The sequence below is a fragment of the Gloeomargarita sp. SRBZ-1_bins_9 genome, from assembly GCA_039794565.1.
GTDB lineage: Bacteria > Cyanobacteriota > Cyanobacteriia > Gloeomargaritales > Gloeomargaritaceae > Gloeomargarita.
Genome location: JAUQVX010000002.1, coordinates 51317 through 71220, shown reverse-complemented (window position 1 = coordinate 71220; position 19904 = coordinate 51317). Strand labels below are relative to the sequence as shown.

Annotated in this window: 18 protein-coding genes, 1 tRNA gene and 1 pseudogene; 9 read left to right on the top strand and 11 right to left on the bottom strand. The window is 60.2% G+C overall.

Annotation, left to right across the window (positions count from 1 at the left end; genetic code table 11):
• Positions 1-111: 111 nt before the first annotated feature.
• Positions 112-672, top strand: a complete 561-nt coding sequence (locus Q6L55_02700; protein ID MEN9257627.1) for a type IV pilin-like G/H family protein — start codon at positions 112-114, stop codon at positions 670-672.
• Here the strand turns inward: Q6L55_02700 and Q6L55_02695 are convergent.
• From Q6L55_02695 to thrB, 3 genes are all read right to left on the bottom strand, one after another.
• Entirely contained in the window at positions 648-1352 is a 705-nt protein-coding gene (locus Q6L55_02695; GenBank protein MEN9257626.1) for a type III pantothenate kinase, read from the bottom strand. The two genes, Q6L55_02700 and Q6L55_02695, sit on opposite strands and share 25 nt — an antisense overlap.
• Positions 1349-3079, bottom strand: coding sequence for a polysaccharide deacetylase family protein (locus Q6L55_02690; GenBank protein MEN9257625.1), 1731 nt, complete (start codon positions 3077-3079; stop codon positions 1349-1351). Before Q6L55_02690 ends, Q6L55_02695 begins: the two co-directional genes overlap by 4 nt.
• A gap of 66 nt (positions 3080-3145) precedes the next feature.
• Entirely contained in the window at positions 3146-4021 is an 876-nt protein-coding gene (gene thrB / locus Q6L55_02685; protein ID MEN9257624.1) for a homoserine kinase, read from the bottom strand.
• Between the two features lie 495 nt (positions 4022-4516).
• On the opposite strand from thrB, the gene sds reads away from it, so the two are divergent.
• The 3 genes from sds to nusB are packed head-to-tail and all read left to right on the top strand — an operon-like array spanning position 4517 to position 6803.
• Positions 4517-5482 carry a solanesyl diphosphate synthase gene (sds, locus tag Q6L55_02680; protein MEN9257623.1) on the top strand — a complete coding sequence of 322 codons (966 nt, stop codon included), beginning with the start codon at positions 4517-4519 and terminating at the stop codon, positions 5480-5482.
• 44 nt (positions 5483-5526) lie between these two features.
• Positions 5527-6201 carry a DUF502 domain-containing protein gene (locus Q6L55_02675; protein ID MEN9257622.1) on the top strand — a complete coding sequence of 225 codons (675 nt, stop codon included), beginning with the start codon at positions 5527-5529 and terminating at the stop codon, positions 6199-6201.
• On the top strand, positions 6201-6803 hold the full coding sequence (gene nusB, locus Q6L55_02670) for a transcription antitermination factor NusB (protein ID MEN9257621.1): 603 nt from the start codon (positions 6201-6203) through the stop codon (positions 6801-6803). Before Q6L55_02675 ends, nusB begins: the two co-directional genes overlap by 1 nt.
• Here nusB and Q6L55_02665 read toward each other — a convergent pair whose 3' ends face one another.
• Together Q6L55_02665 and Q6L55_02660 are read right to left on the bottom strand one after the other, a co-directional pair.
• Positions 6804-8387: a cation:proton antiporter gene (locus Q6L55_02665; GenBank protein MEN9257620.1), complete on the bottom strand. Its 1584-nt coding sequence runs from the start codon at positions 8385-8387 to the stop codon at positions 6804-6806. It abuts the gene before it with no gap.
• 4 nt (positions 8388-8391) lie between these two features.
• Entirely contained in the window at positions 8392-8946 is a 555-nt protein-coding gene (locus tag Q6L55_02660; GenBank protein ID MEN9257619.1) for a Uma2 family endonuclease, read from the bottom strand.
• 135 nt (positions 8947-9081) lie between these two features.
• On the opposite strand from Q6L55_02660, the gene Q6L55_02655 reads away from it, so the two are divergent.
• Positions 9082-10248, top strand: coding sequence for a type IV pilus twitching motility protein PilT (locus Q6L55_02655; protein ID MEN9257618.1), 1167 nt, complete (start codon positions 9082-9084; stop codon positions 10246-10248).
• Here the strand turns inward: Q6L55_02655 and Q6L55_02650 are convergent.
• Positions 10245-10778: a dCMP deaminase family protein gene (locus tag Q6L55_02650; protein ID MEN9257617.1), complete on the bottom strand. Its 534-nt coding sequence runs from the start codon at positions 10776-10778 to the stop codon at positions 10245-10247. The genes Q6L55_02655 and Q6L55_02650 overlap by 4 nt on opposite strands.
• Positions 10778-11416 (bottom strand): hypothetical protein, encoded by a 639-nt coding sequence (locus tag Q6L55_02645; protein ID MEN9257616.1) that lies wholly within the window; start codon positions 11414-11416, stop codon positions 10778-10780. The genes Q6L55_02650 and Q6L55_02645 overlap by 1 nt, the downstream gene beginning before the upstream one ends.
• 80 nt (positions 11417-11496) lie before the next feature.
• On the opposite strand from Q6L55_02645, the gene Q6L55_02640 reads away from it, so the two are divergent.
• Positions 11497-11569 (top strand) — tRNA-Arg (locus Q6L55_02640).
• Between the two features lie 163 nt (positions 11570-11732).
• Here the strand turns inward: Q6L55_02640 and clpX are convergent.
• From clpX to tig, 3 genes are all read right to left on the bottom strand, one after another.
• Positions 11733-13046, bottom strand: a complete 1314-nt coding sequence (clpX, locus tag Q6L55_02635; GenBank protein ID MEN9257615.1) for an ATP-dependent protease ATP-binding subunit ClpX — start codon at positions 13044-13046, stop codon at positions 11733-11735.
• Between the two features lie 29 nt (positions 13047-13075).
• Positions 13076-13675: an ATP-dependent Clp protease proteolytic subunit gene (locus Q6L55_02630; GenBank protein MEN9257614.1), complete on the bottom strand. Its 600-nt coding sequence runs from the start codon at positions 13673-13675 to the stop codon at positions 13076-13078.
• Positions 13676-13759: 84 nt separating this feature from the next.
• Positions 13760-15136: a trigger factor gene (tig, locus tag Q6L55_02625; GenBank protein ID MEN9257613.1), complete on the bottom strand. Its 1377-nt coding sequence runs from the start codon at positions 15134-15136 to the stop codon at positions 13760-13762.
• A 62-nt stretch (positions 15137-15198) separates the two neighbouring features.
• Here tig and Q6L55_02620 point away from each other — a divergent pair, with 62 nt between their 5' ends.
• The 3 genes from Q6L55_02620 to Q6L55_02610 are packed head-to-tail and all read left to right on the top strand — an operon-like array spanning position 15199 to position 17743.
• On the top strand, positions 15199-16209 hold the full coding sequence (locus Q6L55_02620) for an aspartate-semialdehyde dehydrogenase (GenBank protein ID MEN9257612.1): 1011 nt from the start codon (positions 15199-15201) through the stop codon (positions 16207-16209).
• A 42-nt stretch (positions 16210-16251) separates the two neighbouring features.
• Positions 16252-17211 (top strand): signal peptide peptidase SppA, encoded by a 960-nt coding sequence (sppA, locus tag Q6L55_02615; protein ID MEN9257611.1) that lies wholly within the window; start codon positions 16252-16254, stop codon positions 17209-17211.
• A 4-nt stretch (positions 17212-17215) separates the two neighbouring features.
• Complete coding sequence (locus tag Q6L55_02610; GenBank protein ID MEN9257610.1) at positions 17216-17743, top strand: YIP1 family protein; 528 nt, start codon at positions 17216-17218, stop codon at positions 17741-17743.
• A 52-nt stretch (positions 17744-17795) separates the two neighbouring features.
• Here Q6L55_02610 and cobN read toward each other — a convergent pair.
• A pseudogene (cobN, locus tag Q6L55_02605) lies at positions 17796-19898 on the bottom strand (cobaltochelatase subunit CobN).
• Positions 19899-19904 lie beyond the last annotated feature (6 nt).

Sequence of the window (19904 nt, the reverse complement as noted above, 5' to 3'; positions counted from 1 at the left end):
TTCCGACCATTCACGGTATGAGCAATCCATATCGGCTCGTCTGTTTTGGAGTTGGTGTCGGTTGGGTAAGGTAAGCCTAGAGCAATAGCTAACGCTGATGGGAGTGCAGCCATGGTGCGGGCCTATTATTGGTGGCGCTACGGGACGGTCCGGCAGGGAGGATTTACCCTCGTGGAGTTGCTTGTGGTAGTGGTGATGCTGGGAACGCTCGCCGTGCTCACCTTACCAAGCTTTCTCAGCCAAGCGGCCAAAGCTCAGCAAGCAGAGGCCAAGTCAGCCCTGAATAGCTGGACGAAGGTACAACGCATCTTTCGCGAACACTACGGGCGCTATGCCAGTTTCCAGGAGCTGGCCTTGGGATTGCCTACCGACACCAAGCACTACAACTACATAGGCAACGGTGGGCAAGAGGACTTGGCTGAGGATTACGTGCGGCTGATGGCGTTTAGTAAGAAGGCCGACCTCAAGCGATACGCAGCCGGCGTGGAGCGGGATGTGGTCACGGTCAGCTTGCCCAACCACTACACCGATCAGCACCTACAGGATGCGGCTGTGCTGTGCGAAAGTCATGCCCCTGGGCAGGGATTAGCTGACCGGCCGCTGGTTAACGGCAATGGGGATGGGGTCTGGCCCACTTGCCCGGACGGTTACAGCAACCTTTTTGGCCCCTGAAGCTGTTGCCAGCACCCCAACGCCTGTATCAACAAATCGGGTGCCCAAATGAGACTTGGCCAGCGGGGGTGCAGGTGCCGGTAGAACCATTCCCCATCGCCGCCCGTGATTACCAATCGTCCTGACCACCGCTCCAGGTAAAAGTTCAGCCCCGCCACTGCTGTATAACCAATCCCGCTTTGGATGGCTGATACCGTATCCTTTGCCCACAGGGGCGGCAAAGTCTCTGGCAAAGCCACCAGCGGCAAAGCCCCCGTCCCCTGGTGCAGGCTGCGGCACTGAAGTCCTAAGCCCGGCAAAATGGCACCCCCCACAAACACACCCTTGGCATCTACCGCATTCAAGGTCAGAGCCGTCCCGGCGTCCATGACCAGCACCGGTGTTCCATAAATTTGGGCAGCACCCCAGGCGGCCAAGGCCCGGTCCACCCCCAGCGTTGCATAGACCCCCGGCAGGGGAATGTCCGATAAGGTGAGCACATAGGCGCGGGGGTGCTTTTGCCAGCGGGCCACCTGACTCGGCACCGGTGAGACCACGTACAGGGGCCAGGGGCAATGTTGTTCGACCCAGACAGTCGTAGCGCTTTCCCAGGGGGTATGCCAGGTGCGTTGGAGCTGACCCCCGCGCCACCAACCCCAGTGATAACGACTATTGCCGGCAATCAGACCGATCACATTCACGGCCTGTCAGGCGGCAGCAGCAGTACCGCATGGGGTGTAGGGCGGGGTTCATAATCCGTGTACAGCCGTCCCCGGTAGGCCAGCGCCGCCGTCGCCCCCGAGTCCAACATCACCGCCTCCCGGAAGCCCGCCCGCGCCAGCGCCCGTCCTAGATGCACCGCATCCACCCGGTTTTTGGAAATCCCGATCATCGGCTGGCCGCTGTGGTTCAGCCCCCAAAAGGCCCGATGCCGGTAGGCGTCAAAGCCAAACAGGTTGCCGAAGCTGGCGTAATCCCGGGGTTGGCCCTCTTTCACCAGCCAAGCCGAGGCCACAAATAAATCCGTGACCTCCGGCACCTCCACCTGCACCCCCGCCAGGGTATTGTGGCGGTCCGGGTCAAAGGGCAAAAACCGCACCGTTTTTGGACTAATGACTACCAGAGGCCGTCCCCGCAATTTAGAAACATCGCCCCTGCCACCGGGGATAAATTGGCGGGTGTTCTGCGCCAACACCGGCCCGATCATCACATTGGAATTGAGGGACTCCAGGGAGAAAAAGCCCCCATCCACCACCGCCACGGCCCGGGGTTCGCGCCGCAAAAACTCGTCCACCTGATAGCGGGAATCGGCGTGATGGGTGATGGGTCGCCCGCCGCTCACCAGCACCAAGTCCACCCCCTCTACCGTCGCCCGTTGCCACTGAATCGGCGCCGTGAAATCCACCCCGGCCAAGGGCGCCGCCACCGGTGACCCTCCCCACACCATCTCCAGGAGACTGGGCAGGCGCGACTGGCCAAACCGTTCAATGGTCAACAGGTCCGCCGATTGCCCGGCATAAAATTCCTCGCCGTTGCGCATGGTGAAGGCCGCCAGGTAACCCGCCTTTTGGGTCACCGCCCGCACCCGATCGTCGTAATGCCCCACCGGATAAATAAAGTAATGAATAGGCCGACCCAGTTCCCGCTCTAATACCCGTTTGGATTCCACCAATTCCCGTTCCAGGGCCGCCTCGTCCAAAGGACGCAAATCCAGGGGATGGGTAACGCTGTGGGAAGCAATGGTCACCAGGGGATGTTGGGCCATCTCCCGCAATTCCTCCCAGGTGACCTTAGGCCGGTTGCCGCCCGTGCCCACGCCCTGGGTATAGATGCCAAAGGCCGCCGGGTAATTGTACTTTTGCAACAGGGGATAGACGTATTCGTAATGGCCCCGGTAGCCGTCGTCAAAAGTGAGCACGATGGGTTTTGGGGGCAAGGGCAACCCGGTGCGCAGATGGGTCACCAACGCATCCAGACTCACCGGCGTCAAACCCTGCTCCTGAATCAACCGGAAGTGTTCCTCCAGCTCCTGGGGCGTGACGTCAAAAAAAACCCGTTTCTCGGGTGTGATGTCGTGGTACATCAAGACTGGCACCCGGGCAACTTTAGCCGCTTCAGCCACCTGGGGCCAAGGGGCCTGGCGCAAAAAGGGGATTAACTGGTCCCCCAGGGCCACCGCGAACGTGACCGCATCCCACCGCTGCTGGGTCATGGTCTGGATGATGGGCACCTGCCAGCAGGTGAGTACTGAGACTTGGGTCAATGCCCCTACCTCGCAATCATCGCCAGTAGAGGTTGACCCCGACCAGCGCAGGGGGTTGGAGAGAAACACCGTTGCCAAGCCCACAATCGTACCGACGCCTAAACCCGCCACCAATGCTGACCCCAGGGATATGGACCGCTGCGCCCGCCCCCGTACCTTCACCATAGCCACACCCCTCACCGCCTGGCTGTCCGCCCCCATTCTACGATGAACCTTCAGGCCTGCAAAGGGTTACGCCTGCACCTGAGCGCCCCGGGCACATACCCGACTGATCCGCGCCGTCGCCTGCACCCCCACCTGACCCCAAGCCGTGACCATAGCCGTCGCCACCGCTTCCGCCTGGGTAGGCGTTGTCAAGGCCAACAGGGTAGGTCCAGCACCGCTGATAACCAGCCCATGGGCACCTGCTGCCAGGGCCGCCTGTTCCACCTGGTCATAGCCCGGTATCAATTGCCGCCGGTAAGGTTGGTGCAAACGGTCTTGTAATCCTTGGCGCAACAGGGCCGGTTCCCCCCGCTGCAACCCCTGCAATAGACAGCCCAGCGCCCCCAAATTGGCCACCGCATCACGGTAGGGCACCTGGGGCGGTAAAACAGCCCGCGCCGCCACCGTCGAGAGGGTAAATTCAGGGATCGCCAGCACCGGAATCACCCCAGGATGCCAGGGAATGGTGCACACCTGGTCGCCGCACACCAACTGGCATCCCCCCCACCAGGCCGGCACCACATTGTCGGGATGGCCCTCCAGCGCAATGGCCCACTGCAGCAATTCCTGGCGGGGCACCGGTTCCCCCAAAAAGTGGTTAGCCGCCAGCATCCCCGCCACAATGGCCGTCGCCGAACTACCTAGTCCCCGCGCCAAAGGCACCTCCAATTTCAGGGCCATCGTCACCGGTGGTACCAGCTGGCCCAAGCGTTCATACACCAGGGCAAACGCCCGATAGACCAGGTTATCCGCCGGGACATCGGCACCGATGACCTCGACAGGTTCACCTGTGGACCGCAGACTGAAACGGAAACAATTGCCAAAATCCAGCGCTGCCCCCAAACAGTCAAACCCCGGTCCCAGATTGGCCGTTGTCGCCGGCACCCAGACCTCAATGTCCATCTAACCTTGGAACCGCCGTTTCCAGCGCGCCCACAGGGTCAACAGTAGGTAAATCAACCCTACATAGCCGGTTGCCACCAGCACAATAGTCATCGGTAGCGAGATCGTCATGGCCCCCAACCCACTCCTGAAATCTAAAACCTGATGATTCAATTAGGACGTTCTCCTACCACACCACCACTCTTTGCCCCTAGCTAACCGGTAGGATGGTCATACAGCACCTATCCCCAACACCCAATATCGCAACTTCTTAAAAAGAGCGTATTATCTCCTACCGGTCAGGACGGAAACCTGAACCGCCCTTTACGGCCGGAAAGCTAGCTCCACGCCGCTTTCTTTTTCCACTCTAACATGCCAACCAGCAAATCTGAAGAAAGTATAACGGCTTCGTAAACTGGCCCCCCAGTGACCTTGGGCTGTAGGTAAGCGGTGGCTTGCCGGCGGTTGCATCCCTTAGAATAGGGATACACAATGTAAAAAAATGTAACTCAAACCATGACCCTCGTGACTGCGCCCTTTGCCCCCATCGAAGCCGACTTACAGGAATTGAGCGAGAGCTTGCGCCAGTTGGTGGGAGGACGTCACCCCATCCTGTCGGCGGCCGCGGAGTACCTGTTTGGGGCAGGGGGGAAACGGCTGCGCCCAGCCCTGGTGCTGCTGGTGGCGAAGGCAACGGCGGGGGAAGTGACCCTGCAGCACCGGCGTTTGGCGGCCATTACTGAAATGATCCACACCGCCAGCCTGGTGCATGACGACGTGGTGGACGGGGCCGACATGCGCCGCAATGTGCCCACGGTGCATACCTACTTCGGCAACCGGGTGGCCATTTTGGCGGGGGATTACCTGTTTGCCCAGTCGTCTTGGTACCTGGCCAATTTGGACAATCTGGCGGTGGTCAAGCTCCTGTCCCAGGTGATCATGGATTTTGCCGAGGGGGAGATCCGCCAGAGCCTGACCCACTTTGACCCGGATTTGTCCTTTGAGGAATATATCGAGAAATCGTTTCTCAAAACGGCGTCTTTGATGGCGGCCAGTTGCAAGGCGGCGGCGGTGTTGAGCAATTGTCCGGAGTCCCTGTGCGAACAAATGTACCAGTACGGGCGTTATTTGGGGCTGGCCTTTCAGGTGGTGGACGATATTTTTGATTTCACCGGGTCGAGTGCGGTGTTGGGGAAACCGGCGGGGGCGGACTTGCAGGAGGGGAATCTCACGGCGCCGGTGCTGTTTGCCCTCCAGGAAACGCCGGCCCTGCGTCAGCTTGTGGAGCGCAAGTTCAGCGAACCGGGGGATTTGGAGCAGGCAGTGGCCCTGGTGCGCATGGGCAGTGGCATTGAGCGGGCGCGACAGATGGCCCAGGATTATGCCCGTCTGGCGACAACTTTTTTAACGGATTTGCCCCCTTCACCGGCGCGCCAGTCCCTGTGGGATTTAACGGACTATGTCCTGTCGCGGTTGCACTAAACTATGCTAGGTTCAAACACACAAGGTGGTGAACAAGGCGGCCTATGTCCACGTGGCAGCAGGATTTGAAGAATGATCTGATCGCGGGGTTGCTGGTGGTGATTCCCCTGGCGACTACCATTTGGATTACCTTTGTCACCGCCAATTGGGTGATCCGGTTGTTGACCCGCATTCCTAAGCAGTTGAACCCCTTGCATTTACCGCCCCTGTTGCAGGATTTGGTGAATTTGTGTGTGGGGCTGACGGTGCCGTTGGTGGGCATTTTGCTCATCGGTCTGATGGCCCGCAACATCGTGGGACGCTGGCTGCTGAACGTGGGGGAGCAGATTTTGCAGCAAATCCCCCTAGCGGGGTCGGTGTATAAGACACTCAAGCAGTTGCTGGAAACCCTGCTGCGGGATTCAGGGCAGAAATTCAGCCGGGTGGTGCTGGTGGAATACCCGCGCCGGGATGTGTGGGCGGTGGCCTTTGTCACGGGGACGCCGGGGGAGGTGATTGAACGGTCGTTGCCGGTGCCCCGTCAAGAGACCCTGGTCAGTGTATTTATTCCGTCAACGCCAAACCCGGCTACGGGCTGGTATGCCATGGTACCGGAGCGGGACATCGTGCCGTTGCCCATTTCGGTAGAGGACGCCTTTAAGCTGCTCATTTCCGGGGGCATCGTCAACCCCACGTTGGGCGGTCGTCCAGAGTCGTTGCTTCCTTCGGAGCGGGTCTGATGCAACCACGGCGGGTGGCGCGGGAGTTGGCCCTGCTGGGCCTGAGTCAGGTGGACCCGGGCAAGGAGGTACCCCTGGCGGATTTGCTCTTGGCGGCCATTCGCACCTTGACCCAGGAGTTGGAGGAGGTCCTGGAACAGGCCAGCAGTACGTTGAAACGGGCCTACGAACGGTTGGAATTCCACCCAGCCAGCGCCCAGGCTCACCTACAGGAAGCGATGGAGGCCACCCGGACGGCGATCAATCACCTGGGGACGGCGACCCACCTGCCGGAGTGGGTGTACCTGGCGGGACAGGCGGAGGTGCAACAGTTTGCCCTACAGTTGCTGCAAACCTGGTGGGTCCATCGGCAGGCCATTGACGACCTGATGCGGCGGGGGATCAAGGGGTGGCAACTGGAACGGCTGCACCGCATGGAGCGGGATATTTTGCGCTTGGCGACGGCGGAAATGGTGTTTTTGGGAACGCCGGTGGCGGTGGTTATGAACGAAGCGGTGGAGCTGGCCAAACGCTACTGCGGCGAAGAGAGTTACCGGTTTATCAATGGCACCCTGCGGCAGATTTACCTGGTGCATCAGGCGGAAACGGCTGCCAAATCTTAGCTAGCGGGTTTCTTCCACCACCACCACTGGCCAGGGGCTGCTTTCTAAGACGGCCCGGGAAACCGAACCCACCAGCAGTTCCTGGCGCTGTCCCCGTTTGCCCAGGACAATTTCCGTGGCCCCCACCGTTTCGGCTGTGCGCAGGATGGTTTCCACCACCGCCCCTTCCAGATAGAGCAATTCGTGGCGAATGTCCGCTAGGAGCCGTTCCACCTGTTGGCGCAGCCAGGCCATGCCCTGGGGGTCCGCCCTTTGCACCACATGCAGCACCACCACCCGGCCATCACTCCGGCGCGCCAGTTCCGCCGCTTTGGTGAGGACGGCGATAGCCAGAGGGGAAACGTCCACCGCCGCCAGCAGGACCACCGGTTGGCCCACGGTGACTTTGGTGGGGTCAACGGTCCCCCGGGCGAGCAGACGGGGCGCAAAGGTGGAAATCGCCCAGGCTCCTAAGGGCGCCGTCACCAGGATAGACAGGGCCGCCAGGGCCAGGATTTGCTCGCCGCTGGGGAGGCCTGCCGCCAGGGGTAACGCCCCAATCGCCGCCTGGACCGTGGCCTTGGCCGAATTGCCCGCCAGCAAAAACAGCCGCTCTCGCCCATTCCAGTTGCTGCCCCAGGTGGAGAGCCACCAGCCGGCCCCCCGTCCCAGCAATGTACCCACCGCTAAAATCACCAACCCCACGCGCCAGGTCTCCGCCAGGACTCCCAGTTGAATACTCGCCCCCAGCAGGACAAACAAGAACAGTTCCGCCCCCACCCACAACCCGTCAAAACTCCCCCGCAACCGCCGCGCCAAGGGGGCATCCAATTCGATGAGAAAAAAGCCGGTGGCCATCACCGCCAGATAGCCGGAGTACCAGGGAAACTGCTCTGCCCCCACCACCAAAGCCAGGGCCAAGGCCGCCGTGAGCAACCCGTCCTGGACAGCATTCTGGGTCCAGTTTTGTTTGACCAGCAGGGCCACCAGCAGCTGGGCCATCAACCAGCCCAGGGCAATTCCCAGCCCCACCTGCACCACCACCTGCACCGGCAACCACCAGACCCCGGCAGCCGACCGGGCCGTCAACCAAGCCATCAGCAGGTTAAACAGCAGCAGCAACAACACATCCGACAGAGCGCTGCCCGTCAGGATGGCGTCGGGAATGCCCTTGTCCACCCCCCATCCCAAACTCTTGAGCCGCAGCATGCCCGGGACGATCACCGCCGGCGATTCCGCCCCCAGCACACACCCCAGGAGCAACCCCTGCAGCCAATCAAACCCCAGCAGGACCACTGCGGCTGCCGCCACCACCAGCGCTTCCCCCAAAGCCGGCAAAAACCCCAGTCGCAGGGCCACCGTACCCTGTTGCCGCAGTTTCTCCCGGTCGAGTCCCAGTCCCGCCTTCATCAGGATCACCATCACCGCGATCGCCCGCACCTCCTCTGCACCAGCCAGCAGGTCAGGACTGAGGAGATTCAACCCCGGCGGTCCCAGCAGCATCCCCACCAGCACCATCCCCACCAAAGCCGGTACATGCAGGCGTTGCGCGGTTTGCCCTGCCAGTAATCCCAGGAGAATGAGGGCTATCAGACTGGTCAGCACGGGATTAAACGGCCAAAACCGGCCAAGGTGTCCAAGCAGCGTCAGCAAAGGTGAGAGTTTGTAACCGTCGGTCGCCGCTATCGGTCTGGGCATCAAACCAGCCATCCCGGTTGATCAAGACGGTGAGGGTCTCCTCCTGGGGGTCCACAATCCAGTACTCCGGAATGTCCCAGGCCGCATACTCGGGGCGTTTGGTGCGGTAGTCCGTGTCGCGGGTGGAAGGGCTGACGACCTCGATGACCAACAGGGGCGGGGGAAGGTCACAGTCGATCACCGCTACCTTCTCTTGCCATTGCGCCCAGGTGTCCTGGGGAATCACCACCAAGTCGGGAATACGCACCGTGGCCAAGCCGACGCCTCGGGGAAGGCATACTCCCCCATCGCCCCGCCCAACCAACCAATCCGTCCCTAACCCCTGAATTTCCTGTTCTAGCAGGCGTTCCAGAGGTTGGCAAAGCGCCACATATCGTCCTGTCGGCAGCACTAGCGGTACCAGCTCCCCCTTGACCAACTTATAGCGGGTATCCGTGCCGTCATCGTATTCCAAATATTCAGCCAAGGACTACTTCCGGGAGGTGGTTACCATGGTTTATACTGCGCCGCTGCCTTTAATATTAGGCGATTTCCCCAGGGCAGGCTAAAATCGAGGAGCGATCTGGGTACAGTAAACAAGACCCCTGTCCAGGTGCACGTTATGAGCACGACGCCGATTCCACCACCGCCCCCCGTTCCCCCGGTGCCACCCCCACGAACCGTTGCGCCACCGGTAGCCAAAGCCAGCGGACCCCGGGTGCCCTCAATGGAGGAATTGGTATTTCGCGCCCAAGCAGAGGGGGCCTCGGACATCCACATCGGCGTCAACGAGCGGCCCCGATTCCGCAAGCGGGGAATTATGGAAATCGTGGAAGACCTACCGGTGACCGACCTGGAAACCTACGACCGCTGGCTTGCGGAAATGTTGCAGCCGGAGCAGATCGAACTCTTTCGCAAAAACATGGAATTTGACGGCGCCTGCACCTTCCGCGACGAGATTCGCGTGCGCATTAACCTGTTTATTTCCCTGCGGGGGCCGGCTTTGGTGTTGCGTCTCATTCCCTTGAAAATTCTCACCATTGATCAGTTGGGATTGCCCTCGGTTTTCAAGGACCTGTGCCATTACCAGAAGGGATTGATTCTGGTGACCGGACCGACGGGTTCCGGGAAATCCACCACTTTGGCAGCCATGGTGGACTACATTAACCAGACCCTTCCCAAACACATCATCTCCATTGAGGACCCGGTGGAATTTGTGCATTTCAGCAAGAAATCCCTGATCCGCCAGCGGGAGGTGGGCATTCACACCTTGAAGTTTGAAAACGCCCTAAAAGCCTCCTTGCGGGAGGACCCGGACATCATTCTGATTGGGGAGATGCGGGACCGGGAGACGGTCAACATTGCCCTGAAGGCTGCCCAAACCGGTCACCTGGTGTTCGGCACTCTGCACACCAATAGTGCGGTGAAAACCATTGACCGGATCCTCAACCTGTACGAGCCGTCGGAGCAACCCCCTATGCGGGTGCAGATTGCGGAAACCCTGGTGGCGGTGATTGCCCAGGCCCTGGTGCGCACCACCGATGGCAAACGCACGGCCATCCACGAAATTATGATCAATACCGACGCCATCAAGGACTACATCCGCCGGGACGAAGTGGACGAGATTGAGAACCTGATTCCCCGCTCCACCCTGGATGGCATGTGCACCATGAACCAGTGCCTGCTGCGCCTCTACGAGGAGGGACGGATCACGGAAGAGACGGCTCTAGAGGCCTCCCCCAAACCCAACGAGATGGCCATGCTCCTGCGGGGGAAAGCGGGATTCTAGGCTTCCTGGGGCAACAGGAGGGAGGTCTCCCCCTGGAGAAACCGGATGGCCCTGGCGGTCACGGCCGGGTCGATCTGAACTTGGCGCATGCGAAGCAAACCCTCGCGGATGAAGCTCTCCTGCAGAGTATTATCCCCGTGGAAAGGGGTTTCATAGACCACTTCCCGAATCCCCGCCGAAATGATGAGCTTCAAACAAGCCAAACAGGGGGCTAGGGTCACGTAGATGGTGGCGCCTTCGGTGGAAATGCCGTAGCGGGCCGCCTGGGCAATGGCATTGGCTTCGGCGTGGATGGCGCGGGAGGGCAAGGAACGGCTCAGGTCACAGCGGGGTAGGCCGGGGTAACAGAAGCCCTGGGCGGTGCAGTGGGGGGAACCGGAGGGGGGGCCGTTGTAACCCGTCGCCAAGACCTGCCGTTGTTTGACGATCACCGCCCCCACCGGCAAGGCCAAGCACGTCGAGCGGGTCGCTGCCAACTTCGCCAGCATCAGGAAGTATTCATCCCAACTGGGGCGACCGGCTTCTGGCATCAGCGGGGCGCTGGAGATGGCGCTGGGCGGTTCGGTTGCTGTTGCTGGGGGGCAGGGGTAGCCGGTGGTCGGGGACCCGTGTCGCCAAAGCGGGGGAATGGCACATCCACAAACCCGATTTCCAGCAACTGCTGGTACGCTTTTTGCCCCAACTCCCGCGTCGGCTGCTGGCTACGGATAATTTGCACCAACAGGGGTACGGCCAAGTCCGGTTCCTGCTGGGCCCGGTGGACGAGCGCCAGTTGATAGGTCGCCTGGTCCCGCATTTCCGCCGCCTCGGCTGCCCGACGCCGTTGACTGTCCGCCACCTGGTTATCAATCCCGGTAAAACTGCTCACCAACTGGGAGTGAAAGGTCGAGAGCTGATTAAACACCTGGCGGGCGTCCTGGAGCTTGGTAATCGCCGTCTTGTAGTCGTTGCGGGCAATCGCCTGGGCCGCCTCATCCATCAACCGCCTGCCCCCGGCCATACTCAACAGCTTGGGGGGAGACACGGCTATATCCAGGGGATCAACCCCAATGGGATTCGCCGGGGTTTGAGCTGGGGATAAACCGACGGCCCCCAGAACCACCAATCCCACAATCGCCCCCAGGACCACCAACCGTTGCCACCAAGACCGCCAAAAACGTACACCCATGGACCGTACCTAAACCTGAACTACCTGGTATGATAGCAGTGCGCCAGTGCAACTATCGAATTGCTACACTGGAAGCTTAGGGGCATGTAGCTCAGTGGATAGAGCACCAGATTCCGGGTCTGGTGGTCGGGGGTTCAAATCCCTCCATGCTCGTGAGCCTTGACCAAGGGCGACAGCAGGGACTTTCGAGGGGAGTCCTCCGGTAGGAGTGGGCTGACTAACCCCTTCGCCACTCCAGGACAGCAACCTGCCACCCCTACAAGGGGTCAAGTCAAGCACCAGATACCCCGGCCAGGCTAATCTAGGGGGGACAACCCTAGGCCAGACGGGAGCGGGCCGCCGTGGGATGCAGTAGCACCGCCGCCGTTGAACGTTTTTCCACCATCTCCCGGGTGATCCGGCAATGGGCCACATCCTGGCGGGACGGTAACTCGTACATCACATCCAACATCAACTCTTCGATAATGCTGCGCAGCGCCCGTGCCCCCGTTTTCCGCCGGTAGGCCTCCCGGGCAATCGCCTGTAGGGCCTCCGGTTCAAACTCTAACTCGATATTGTCCATGCGCATCAATTTCTGGTACTGCTTGACCAGGGCATTGCGGGGTTGGGTCAAAATGGCCGCCAGCGCCTCCTCGTCCAGGGGGTCCAGGACGGCAATCACCGGAATCCGCCCGGTGAATTCGGGAATCATGCCAAATTTCACTAGGTCATCGGGTTCCACTTCCCGCAGCAGCGAAGTGCGCTGGCCCTTATCCGGCAAAGGCGTTGGGGAATCCTCTAGGAGAAACCCCATGGTTTTGCGACCAAGGCGTTGCTCGATCACCCGCTCCAAACCCACAAAGGCCCCGCCGCAAATAAACAGGATATTACTGGTGTTGATTTGAATGCATTCCTGGTAGGGATGTTTGCGGCCCCCCTGGGGAGGAACATTGGCAATGGTGCCCTCCAGGATTTTGAGCAAGGCCTGCTGCACCCCCTCGCCGGACACATCCCGGGTGATGGAGGGATTCTCGCTCTTGCGGGCAATTTTGTCGATCTCATCAATATACACAATCCCCTGTTGCGCCCGCTCCACATCCATATCGGCCACCTGCAACAGGCGGAGCAAAATGTTTTCCACATCCTCCCCCACGTAGCCCGCTTCCGTCAGGGTCGTCGCATCCGCCACCGCAAAGGGCACGTCTAACAATTTCGCCAGCGTCTGGGCCAAAAGGGTCTTGCCGCACCCCGTCGGCCCAATGAGCAACACGTTGGACTTTTGCAGTTCTACCCCGTCGTCATTGCCCTGGGACTCCGCCCGCAGGCGCTTGTAATGGTTATAAACCGCCACCGACAGGATTTTCTTGGCCTCCTCCTGGCCGATGACGTGCTGGTCCAAATACTGCTTGATCTCCTGGGGGCGGGGGAGGGGACCCCAATTGGCGGTTACAGCCGGACGACTGGCTGCGGGCTTGCGTTTGGGCGCCGGTGCCGTACTGCGGGCTTCGGATAATTCCTCCTCCAGGATCTCGTTGCACAACTCCACGCACTCGTCGCAGATGTACACCCCCGGCCCAGCAATCAGTTTGCGGACCTGATCCTGGGATTTGCCGCAGAAGGAACATTTCAGGTGACCATCATAGCGGGACATAAACCCTCCCCAGACAGACGATAGATGGTTTAGGCGGCCGCCGCGGGATAGAGGGTCTCGCGGGTGAGGATGTGGTCAATTAAACCGTACTCCCGGGCTTCACTGGCCGACATGAAAAAGTCCCGGTCCGTATCCGCCTCGATCCGCTCAAAGGGCTGGCCCGTGTGCTGCGCAAGCAATTCGTTTAACCGGCGCTTGTGGTAAAGGATTTCCCGGGCTTGGATTTCAATGTCAATGGCCTGCCCTTGCGCGCCCCCAAGAGGCTGGTGGATCATAATCCGCGAACTGGGCATGGAAAAGCGTTTACCGGGAGCACCCGCCGCCAGCAGAAACGCCCCCATACTGGCCGCCAGACCAAAACAAATGGTGGAGACGTCCGCTCGCACTTGCTGCATCGTGTCATAAATGGCCATGCCCGCCGTCACCGAACCGCCGGGGGAGTTGATGAATAACTTGATGTCCTGGGTAGGGTCCTGGGCGTCTAGGTACAACAAACTCGCCACCAATTGATTGGCCACGGCATCGGTGACCTGGGTGCCCAACACCAAGATCCGCGCCTGCATCAGTCGCTCTTGGAGGTTTGGCCCCGTTTCGGGACGGGGAGGCGCCTCCTGAATCATCTCCCCCATCAAGCTGGTGATCAGAGGCACGTTGGCCAGACTGGTAATCATCGCCTTACAAACCCGCCGCTGGAACTCGTCTCCCATTATGCCTCAACCCTCCGCCGCTGGGGATGACTCCGGCTGGGTTTGCGCCGCCAGGGTTCCCGGGGGGACAAAGGTAATCTCGGCGTGTTCTTTGAGCCAGTCCAGGGCCATCTGCATCCGCAGCGATGTTTCCACCACCTGCTGGAGTTGCGCGTCGTCCAATCCTTGCGCCAGTTCCCCCTGTTGACGCAGTTGGGCCATCCGTTCTTGCACTACCTCCGGCGCGGGCGTCAAGTTTTCCCGTTCGGCAATGGTTTTCAGGGCCAGGAACTGCTTGGTTTTTTTCTGGGCCAGGGGTAGCAATTGTTGGGCCAACTGCTGCAACTGGTTGGGTGTCAGGGCCTCCTGTACCTGTTCCGGCGTCATGCCCCCCTCCACCAGGGCCTGGGCAAAGTCCTGGATGAGGTCGTTTAACTGCCGTTGCACCAGGGTATGGGGCAATTCGGCGGTAGTGATCGCCACCAGGGCTTCCCGCAACTGCTCTTCAATACTCTGTTGAGTCTTTTGTTCCGCCCGTTGCTGTTCCCGTTGGGTCAGGAAATCCCGCAGTTCGGCTAGGGTCTGGCAATCGCTAATCGCCTGGGCAAACAGGTCGTCCAGTTCGGGTAATTCCGGTTCCTTCAGTTCCTTGAGGGTCACCACCACGATAAAGGTTTGCCCGGCCAGGGAGGTTTCCCAGAAATCAGCCGGCGTGGTCAGGGTGATTTCCTTGGTTTCCCCCACCTGCATCCCCATTAGGCCCTCGATGATTTCCGGGAAAAAACGGTTGTCTTCCAGGTCCAGACGCACTTCTAAATCTTGCGCCGTTAGTTCATCTACGGCTGCCCCCCGTCCCTGGTCCGTAGCCTGGTAGGTCTGCATATCAATAATGGCCACATCCCCGGTTTGGGCCGGTCGTTCCACCGGGACCAGGGTGGCCCGTTGCCGCCGGTGATACTGCAGGATTTTTTCCACCGACTCCGGGTCGAAGGTAAACTGCTCGGCGCGGATGTGCAAATGCTGGTAATCCCCTAAGGTGACCTCCGGCCAAACGTCCACCGCCAGTTGAAACACAAAGGGTCGGTCGGGCCGGTAGTTTTGCACCAGGGTTTCCACTGAGTCCCGCAGCTCTGGTTCGCCGATGGTGGGCACGGCAATTTTTTCTAGGGCCTGGGGCATCGCCCGTTGGAGTAGGTCTTCGACGACGGCAGCGGAGATGGAGCTTTCCCCCAGGTACTGGCGCAACAGGTGGGCAGGGACTTTGCCCTGGCGGAATCCGGGTAAGCGCACCGTTTTCAACAGGTGGCGAAAGACGGCTTCGTGGCGCCGGCTGACTTCCTCAGCAGGGATTTCCACCCGTAAACCAATCTGACTATTGGGCAAGGATTCCTGGGTAATTTTCATTGCACCGCCTCCATGGGGCATATAGTATCTTAGCGTTATCCTGTGGAGAGCAAGACTAGGGGATGGGTTACCGAGTAGGCATCCTGGGGGCAACCGGCGCGGTGGGTACAGAAATGCGGCAATTGTTGGCCGAACGGCAGTTTCCGGTCAGGGAGTTGCGGCTGTTGGCGTCGCCCCGTTCGGCGGGTCAGGCGCTGCCATTTCAAGGGGAGATGTTGCCGGTGCGCCCGGTCAGTGCCCAGGAACTGGCGGGTTTGGATATGGTTTTGGCCTCGGCGGGGGCGGCGGTATCCCGGGAGTGGGCACCGGTGGCCGTCCAACAGGGGGCGGTGGTGATTGACAACTCCAGTGCCTTCCGCCTCCGGGAGGATGTGCCCCTAGTGGTGCCGGAGGTGAATCCCCAGGCCCTGGCCCAGCATCGGGGTCTCATTGCCAACCCCAACTGCACCACTATTTTGTTGTGCGTAGCCATCTATCCCTTGCATCGGGTGCAGCCCCTACAGCGGGTGGTGGTGGCCACCTATCAATCCGCCAGTGGAGCCGGTGCGCGGGCCATGCAGGAACTCCTGCAGCAAACTCGGCAATTCCTGGACCAACAGCCCTTGACGGCAGAGGTGTTTCCCTACCCCTTGGCGTTTAACCTCTTTCCCCACAACAGCCCCTGGAATGACCAGGGTTACTGCCAAGAGGAAATGAAAATGATCCACGAGAGCCGCAAGATTATGGGGATTCCTCATTTGCGGCTGACGGCAAGTTGTGTGCGAGTGCCGGTGTTGCGGGCCCATGCGGAGGCGGTGAACCTGGAATTTGCCCAGCCGTTTCCGGTGGAGCAAGCGCGGGCAATTTTGCAACGGAGTCCGGGAGTGACCGTTGTTGAGGACTGGCCAAAGGCCCACTTCCCTATGCCCCTAGAAGCCTCCGGGAAGGATGCGGTGTTGGTGGGGCGGATTCGCCAGGACCTATCCCACCCCTGTGGGTTGGAGTTGTGGCTGTGCGGTGACCAAATTCGCAAGGGGGCGGCCCTGAATGCTATCCAGATCGCCGAATTGCTGATCCAAAAGGGTTGGTTGTAGGGGGTTGGGGTACAATCAGGGCAGCGTTGTTGACCGATTCCCATGGGGCGGCAAGACCGGCTGATCGCCCTGGTACTAATTGTGGTCTGCGTGATGGCGGCCCTAAGCAACTGGTTGGGCAACATCCCCCCACAGGTGCCGGAGCGACCGCGGGTGGAGGTGGCTTCCCGCCCAGCAGATGTGGCCTTGATTCCCATCAACGGGGTGATTACGTTTGGGGGGGAGAGTAGTCCTTTGGGGGGTGGAACGCCCCTGGGGGCCCAGGCGGTTTTGCGGGCTATCCGGCGGGCCCAACGGGACAAGGTGAAGGCGATTTTGGTGAGCATCAACAGCCCAGGGGGTTCGGCAGCCGCGTCCCAGGCCATTTACCGGGAACTGATGCGGGTGCGGCGCCAGGGAAATATAAAGGTGGTGGCCAGCATGGGGGAGGTGGCGGCCTCGGGGGGCTATTACGTGGCGGCGGCGGCTGACCACATCGTGGCCAATCCCTCCACCATCACCGGCTCGATTGGGGTGATCCTCCAGGTGCAAAATCTCACGGATTTACTCAAAAAAATTGGCGTGCAAACTGTGACTATCAAAAGCGGTCAGTTCAAAGATATGGCCTCCCCCTTGCGACCTACCACTCCTACTGAAATTGATCTGCTGAAAGATTTTGTCAATCAGTCCTATCAACAATTCGTCGAGGCCATTTTGGAGGGACGGAAGGGGAAAATCAGCCGCGAAGAATTACGTCGGGTGGCTGACGGACGTATCTTGATCGGCACCGCTGCCTTAAAGGCCAAATTGATTGACTCCCTGGGCAACTACTACGATGCAGTGGAGCAGGTGAAAAAATTGACTGGCCTCCAGACAGACCCGGTAATCCGCAACTATTTGGCCCCGGATTGGCGGGAGTCGTTGCAGCAATTTTTCCGTCTCGGCCTGGAGCGCTGGTTTCCGGATCAGCAGTGGCGGCGGTTGACCGAGTGGCACAAGGTACCCCTGGCGTTGATGGAGTAGGGGGATGGAGCTGTTGGAAGGGCTGTACAATAGCTGGTTTCGACCTGCCCAGGGGCGTCCCTCGCTGCCGGTGGCGGTGGCCGGTCTAGTGCTGGTCTGCCTGGTGTTATCCCTCAATGCCGCTGCTTGGACGGGCAGTACGGTGATGGGCTGGTTGGGGTGGTTTTTCGCCTTTGGCCTGGGGCTGGGGCTGGGGTGGTTTTGGCTGTCGGCGGCGCTGCACACGGTGGCCCAGGGGCTAGGGGGTGTGGGTTCGGTGGCGGATACCTTCGGGGCGGTGGCGCAAAGTCTCTGGCCATTACTGCTCACCGGTGCTGCCAAGAGTGCCCTGGCTTGGTCGCCGCGGTTGGGATTGCTCTTTTCCCTGGGCATTAATTTGTGGGTGGTGGTGAATCTGGTGCGGTGTGTAGGTCGGGAACACCAGTTGCCGGGGCTACGGGCACTGTTGTGTTTTGGAGGGGTGATTCTACTGGCGGAATTGGCGCTGCTGGGTCTGGTGCTGTGGCCGCTGATGGTGATGTTGGGGATGTGAGTTCTAGGGGATCAAAGGCGTAACCCCAATCCTGGGCGATGGCTTGGGTTAAACCCAATCGTCCGGGTCCGGGATAGCGACTGATAGCAATGACCAAATCCCGTAATTTTTCCCCTTCGGGACATACCCCAAATACATGCAATCCCCCCCGGATTTGGGCCTCTTTTAGCTCGCATAAATAGGCATCTAACTGGGTAATCAGTTCACCTATGTCGCTGCTTTTAAGGGGCAAGTCCTGGTCAAGATGCTCGGCTTGCACCAGTTGTTGAATCCGTTGGGTCAAAAAAGGGAGCTGTTCCGGGTTGAGGGCCTCGGCCTGGTAGTAGGCATCCACTAGTTGCTCGAGCTGTAGCAGGGGTCCGTACAATTCGGCCCGGATCAAGGGGGGGGTCAAATGGTCCAGGATGACGGCATGGGCGCGGCGCTTGGCCTGGGTCCCCTCCCCGGGGTCATTCACGATGAAGGGATAGAAGTTGGGTAGGGTTCCCAAGACGATTTCTGGATAGCAGTCTGGAGAAAGGGCGACGCTTTTGCCGGGGAGCCATTCCAAGGTGCCGTGTTTGCCTAGATGGATCACGGCGTGGGCCTGAAATTCGTAGCGCAACCAGTAGTAAAAGGCCAGGTAGTGGTGGGTGGGTTCTAAGTTGGGGCAGTGGTAGTTCAAGCGGGGGTCCTGGTCATAACCGCGACTGGGTTGAATGCCGATGAACAGATTTTCCCAGCGCTGCCCCAACACGGGAATGCCCCCCTGCTCGGCCACCTGCTCCGGCTCCCCCCAACGGGCGATGATGGCCTGGTACTGGGGTAGGGTGGTTAACCATTGCCGGTAGCGGTCTAAAGGCACCCTTTCCCGGTAAGGACGAATGGCGGATTCGGGGTCGTTGGTGCGTCCTTGGATGAGGGTGTGCATCAATTCATCGCCGCTAGTTGGGGGTGTTCCCACTCGATAACCCACCGTTTGCAGCGCCCGCCAAATTTGCAGACAACTGGCCGGTGTATCCAAACCCACGCCGTTGCCGATGCGACCGTCTTCGGTGGGATAATTGGCCAGAACGATGGCCAGGCGTTTCTCGGCAGGGGGTGTCCGGCGCAAGCGCACCCAGGCCTGGACCAAGTCCGCCAGGAAGTTCACCCGTTCCTCCTCCGGTTGGTAGTGATAAATGGGGACCTGCAACTGGGGATGCACCTGCAGAGGGGTTTTGAAGGAAATGGCCCGGGTGATGATCCGTCCGTCCACCTCCGGCAAGGCCACCTGCATCCCCAAATCCCGGGGCGACAAACCCCGCACCCCTTGCCGCCAGGTCTCCCGTTCGTCGGTGCTGAAAATCACCTGCAAAACGGGGACGTTCAAGGCTTCCCACAACGCCAAATCGGGGATTTCGTCCCGCCACTGGGCCACGGAAAACCCAGTTGTCAGGCACAAAACGTCAATGGGATGTTCTTGGTAAAACTGTTGCAGGGCCTGGCGGGTTTCCGGGTGGCTCAGAGTATGGACAAAGTAGGGCCAGGGTTGGAGGTCTCTAGCCCACAGGGCCCGGCACAAGGCGTCAATCACCCCCGTGTTGCCCGCCAACAGATGGGCGCGATAGAACACAATCCCCACCCCCGGTAGTGAGGGTCTGACTTCCCAGGCATAGGCGCCCCATTCCGGCAGGGGTTGCGGTGGCGGTGGTTGACCCGGCCAACCCAGGCTGTAGCTGGCGACAAACTCCAGGGCATGGCGATAGTTGCTGACCCCCCCGCAGCGGAAATAGCGATGGAGATATTGCACAGCGGGCACCGGCACATTCGACCGCTCGAAGATACGCCAATCCTCCTGGTCATCCCCCGGCAACACCCACACCTGGGCGGTGAGTTCCTGGAGTCGTTCCACCCCGTAGGCCCAGTAATCCAAGCCGCCCAGCAGCCGCACCACCACCACCTGCGCCCGGCTTAAAACTTGGTCAAAGTAAGCGTCCACGCTGTAGGGGGTGCTCAGGTGCAACCAGTTAGCCACCCGCAGGGCCGGGAAATCCGCGGGCAGTTGGGCCACCGCCTGCGCCAGGGTTTGGATGTCCGTATCGGCAGCCGTGAGGAAGATAATCGGGGCAGGCGTTTGGTCAACTAAAGTGGTGCTGGCCGACCAGTGACCCGGTTGGGCAGGAATCCGGTGCATAATACG

Coding starts and splice junctions, on each gene's coding strand:
- Q6L55_02700 (MEN9257627.1), top strand. CDS start 112: ATGGTGCGGGCCTATTATTGGTGGCGCTACGGGACGGTCCGGCAGGGA.
- Q6L55_02690 (MEN9257625.1), bottom strand. CDS start 3,079: ATGGTGAAGGTACGGGGGCGGGCGCAGCGGTCCATATCCCTGGGGTCA.
- thrB (MEN9257624.1), bottom strand. CDS start 4,021: ATGGACATTGAGGTCTGGGTGCCGGCGACAACGGCCAATCTGGGACCG.
- sds (MEN9257623.1), top strand. CDS start 4,517: ATGACCCTCGTGACTGCGCCCTTTGCCCCCATCGAAGCCGACTTACAG.
- Q6L55_02675 (MEN9257622.1), top strand. CDS start 5,527: ATGTCCACGTGGCAGCAGGATTTGAAGAATGATCTGATCGCGGGGTTG.
- nusB (MEN9257621.1), top strand. CDS start 6,201: ATGCAACCACGGCGGGTGGCGCGGGAGTTGGCCCTGCTGGGCCTGAGT.
- Q6L55_02655 (MEN9257618.1), top strand. CDS start 9,082: ATGAGCACGACGCCGATTCCACCACCGCCCCCCGTTCCCCCGGTGCCA.
- Q6L55_02650 (MEN9257617.1), bottom strand. CDS start 10,778: ATGCCAGAAGCCGGTCGCCCCAGTTGGGATGAATACTTCCTGATGCTG.
- Q6L55_02645 (MEN9257616.1), bottom strand. CDS start 11,416: ATGGGTGTACGTTTTTGGCGGTCTTGGTGGCAACGGTTGGTGGTCCTG.
- clpX (MEN9257615.1), bottom strand. CDS start 13,046: ATGTCCCGCTATGATGGTCACCTGAAATGTTCCTTCTGCGGCAAATCC.
- Q6L55_02630 (MEN9257614.1), bottom strand. CDS start 13,675: ATGGGGGAGATGATTCAGGAGGCGCCTCCCCGTCCCGAAACGGGGCCA.
- tig (MEN9257613.1), bottom strand. CDS start 15,136: ATGAAAATTACCCAGGAATCCTTGCCCAATAGTCAGATTGGTTTACGG.
- Q6L55_02620 (MEN9257612.1), top strand. CDS start 15,199: ATGGGTTACCGAGTAGGCATCCTGGGGGCAACCGGCGCGGTGGGTACA.
- sppA (MEN9257611.1), top strand. CDS start 16,252: ATGGGGCGGCAAGACCGGCTGATCGCCCTGGTACTAATTGTGGTCTGC.
- Q6L55_02610 (MEN9257610.1), top strand. CDS start 17,216: ATGGAGCTGTTGGAAGGGCTGTACAATAGCTGGTTTCGACCTGCCCAG.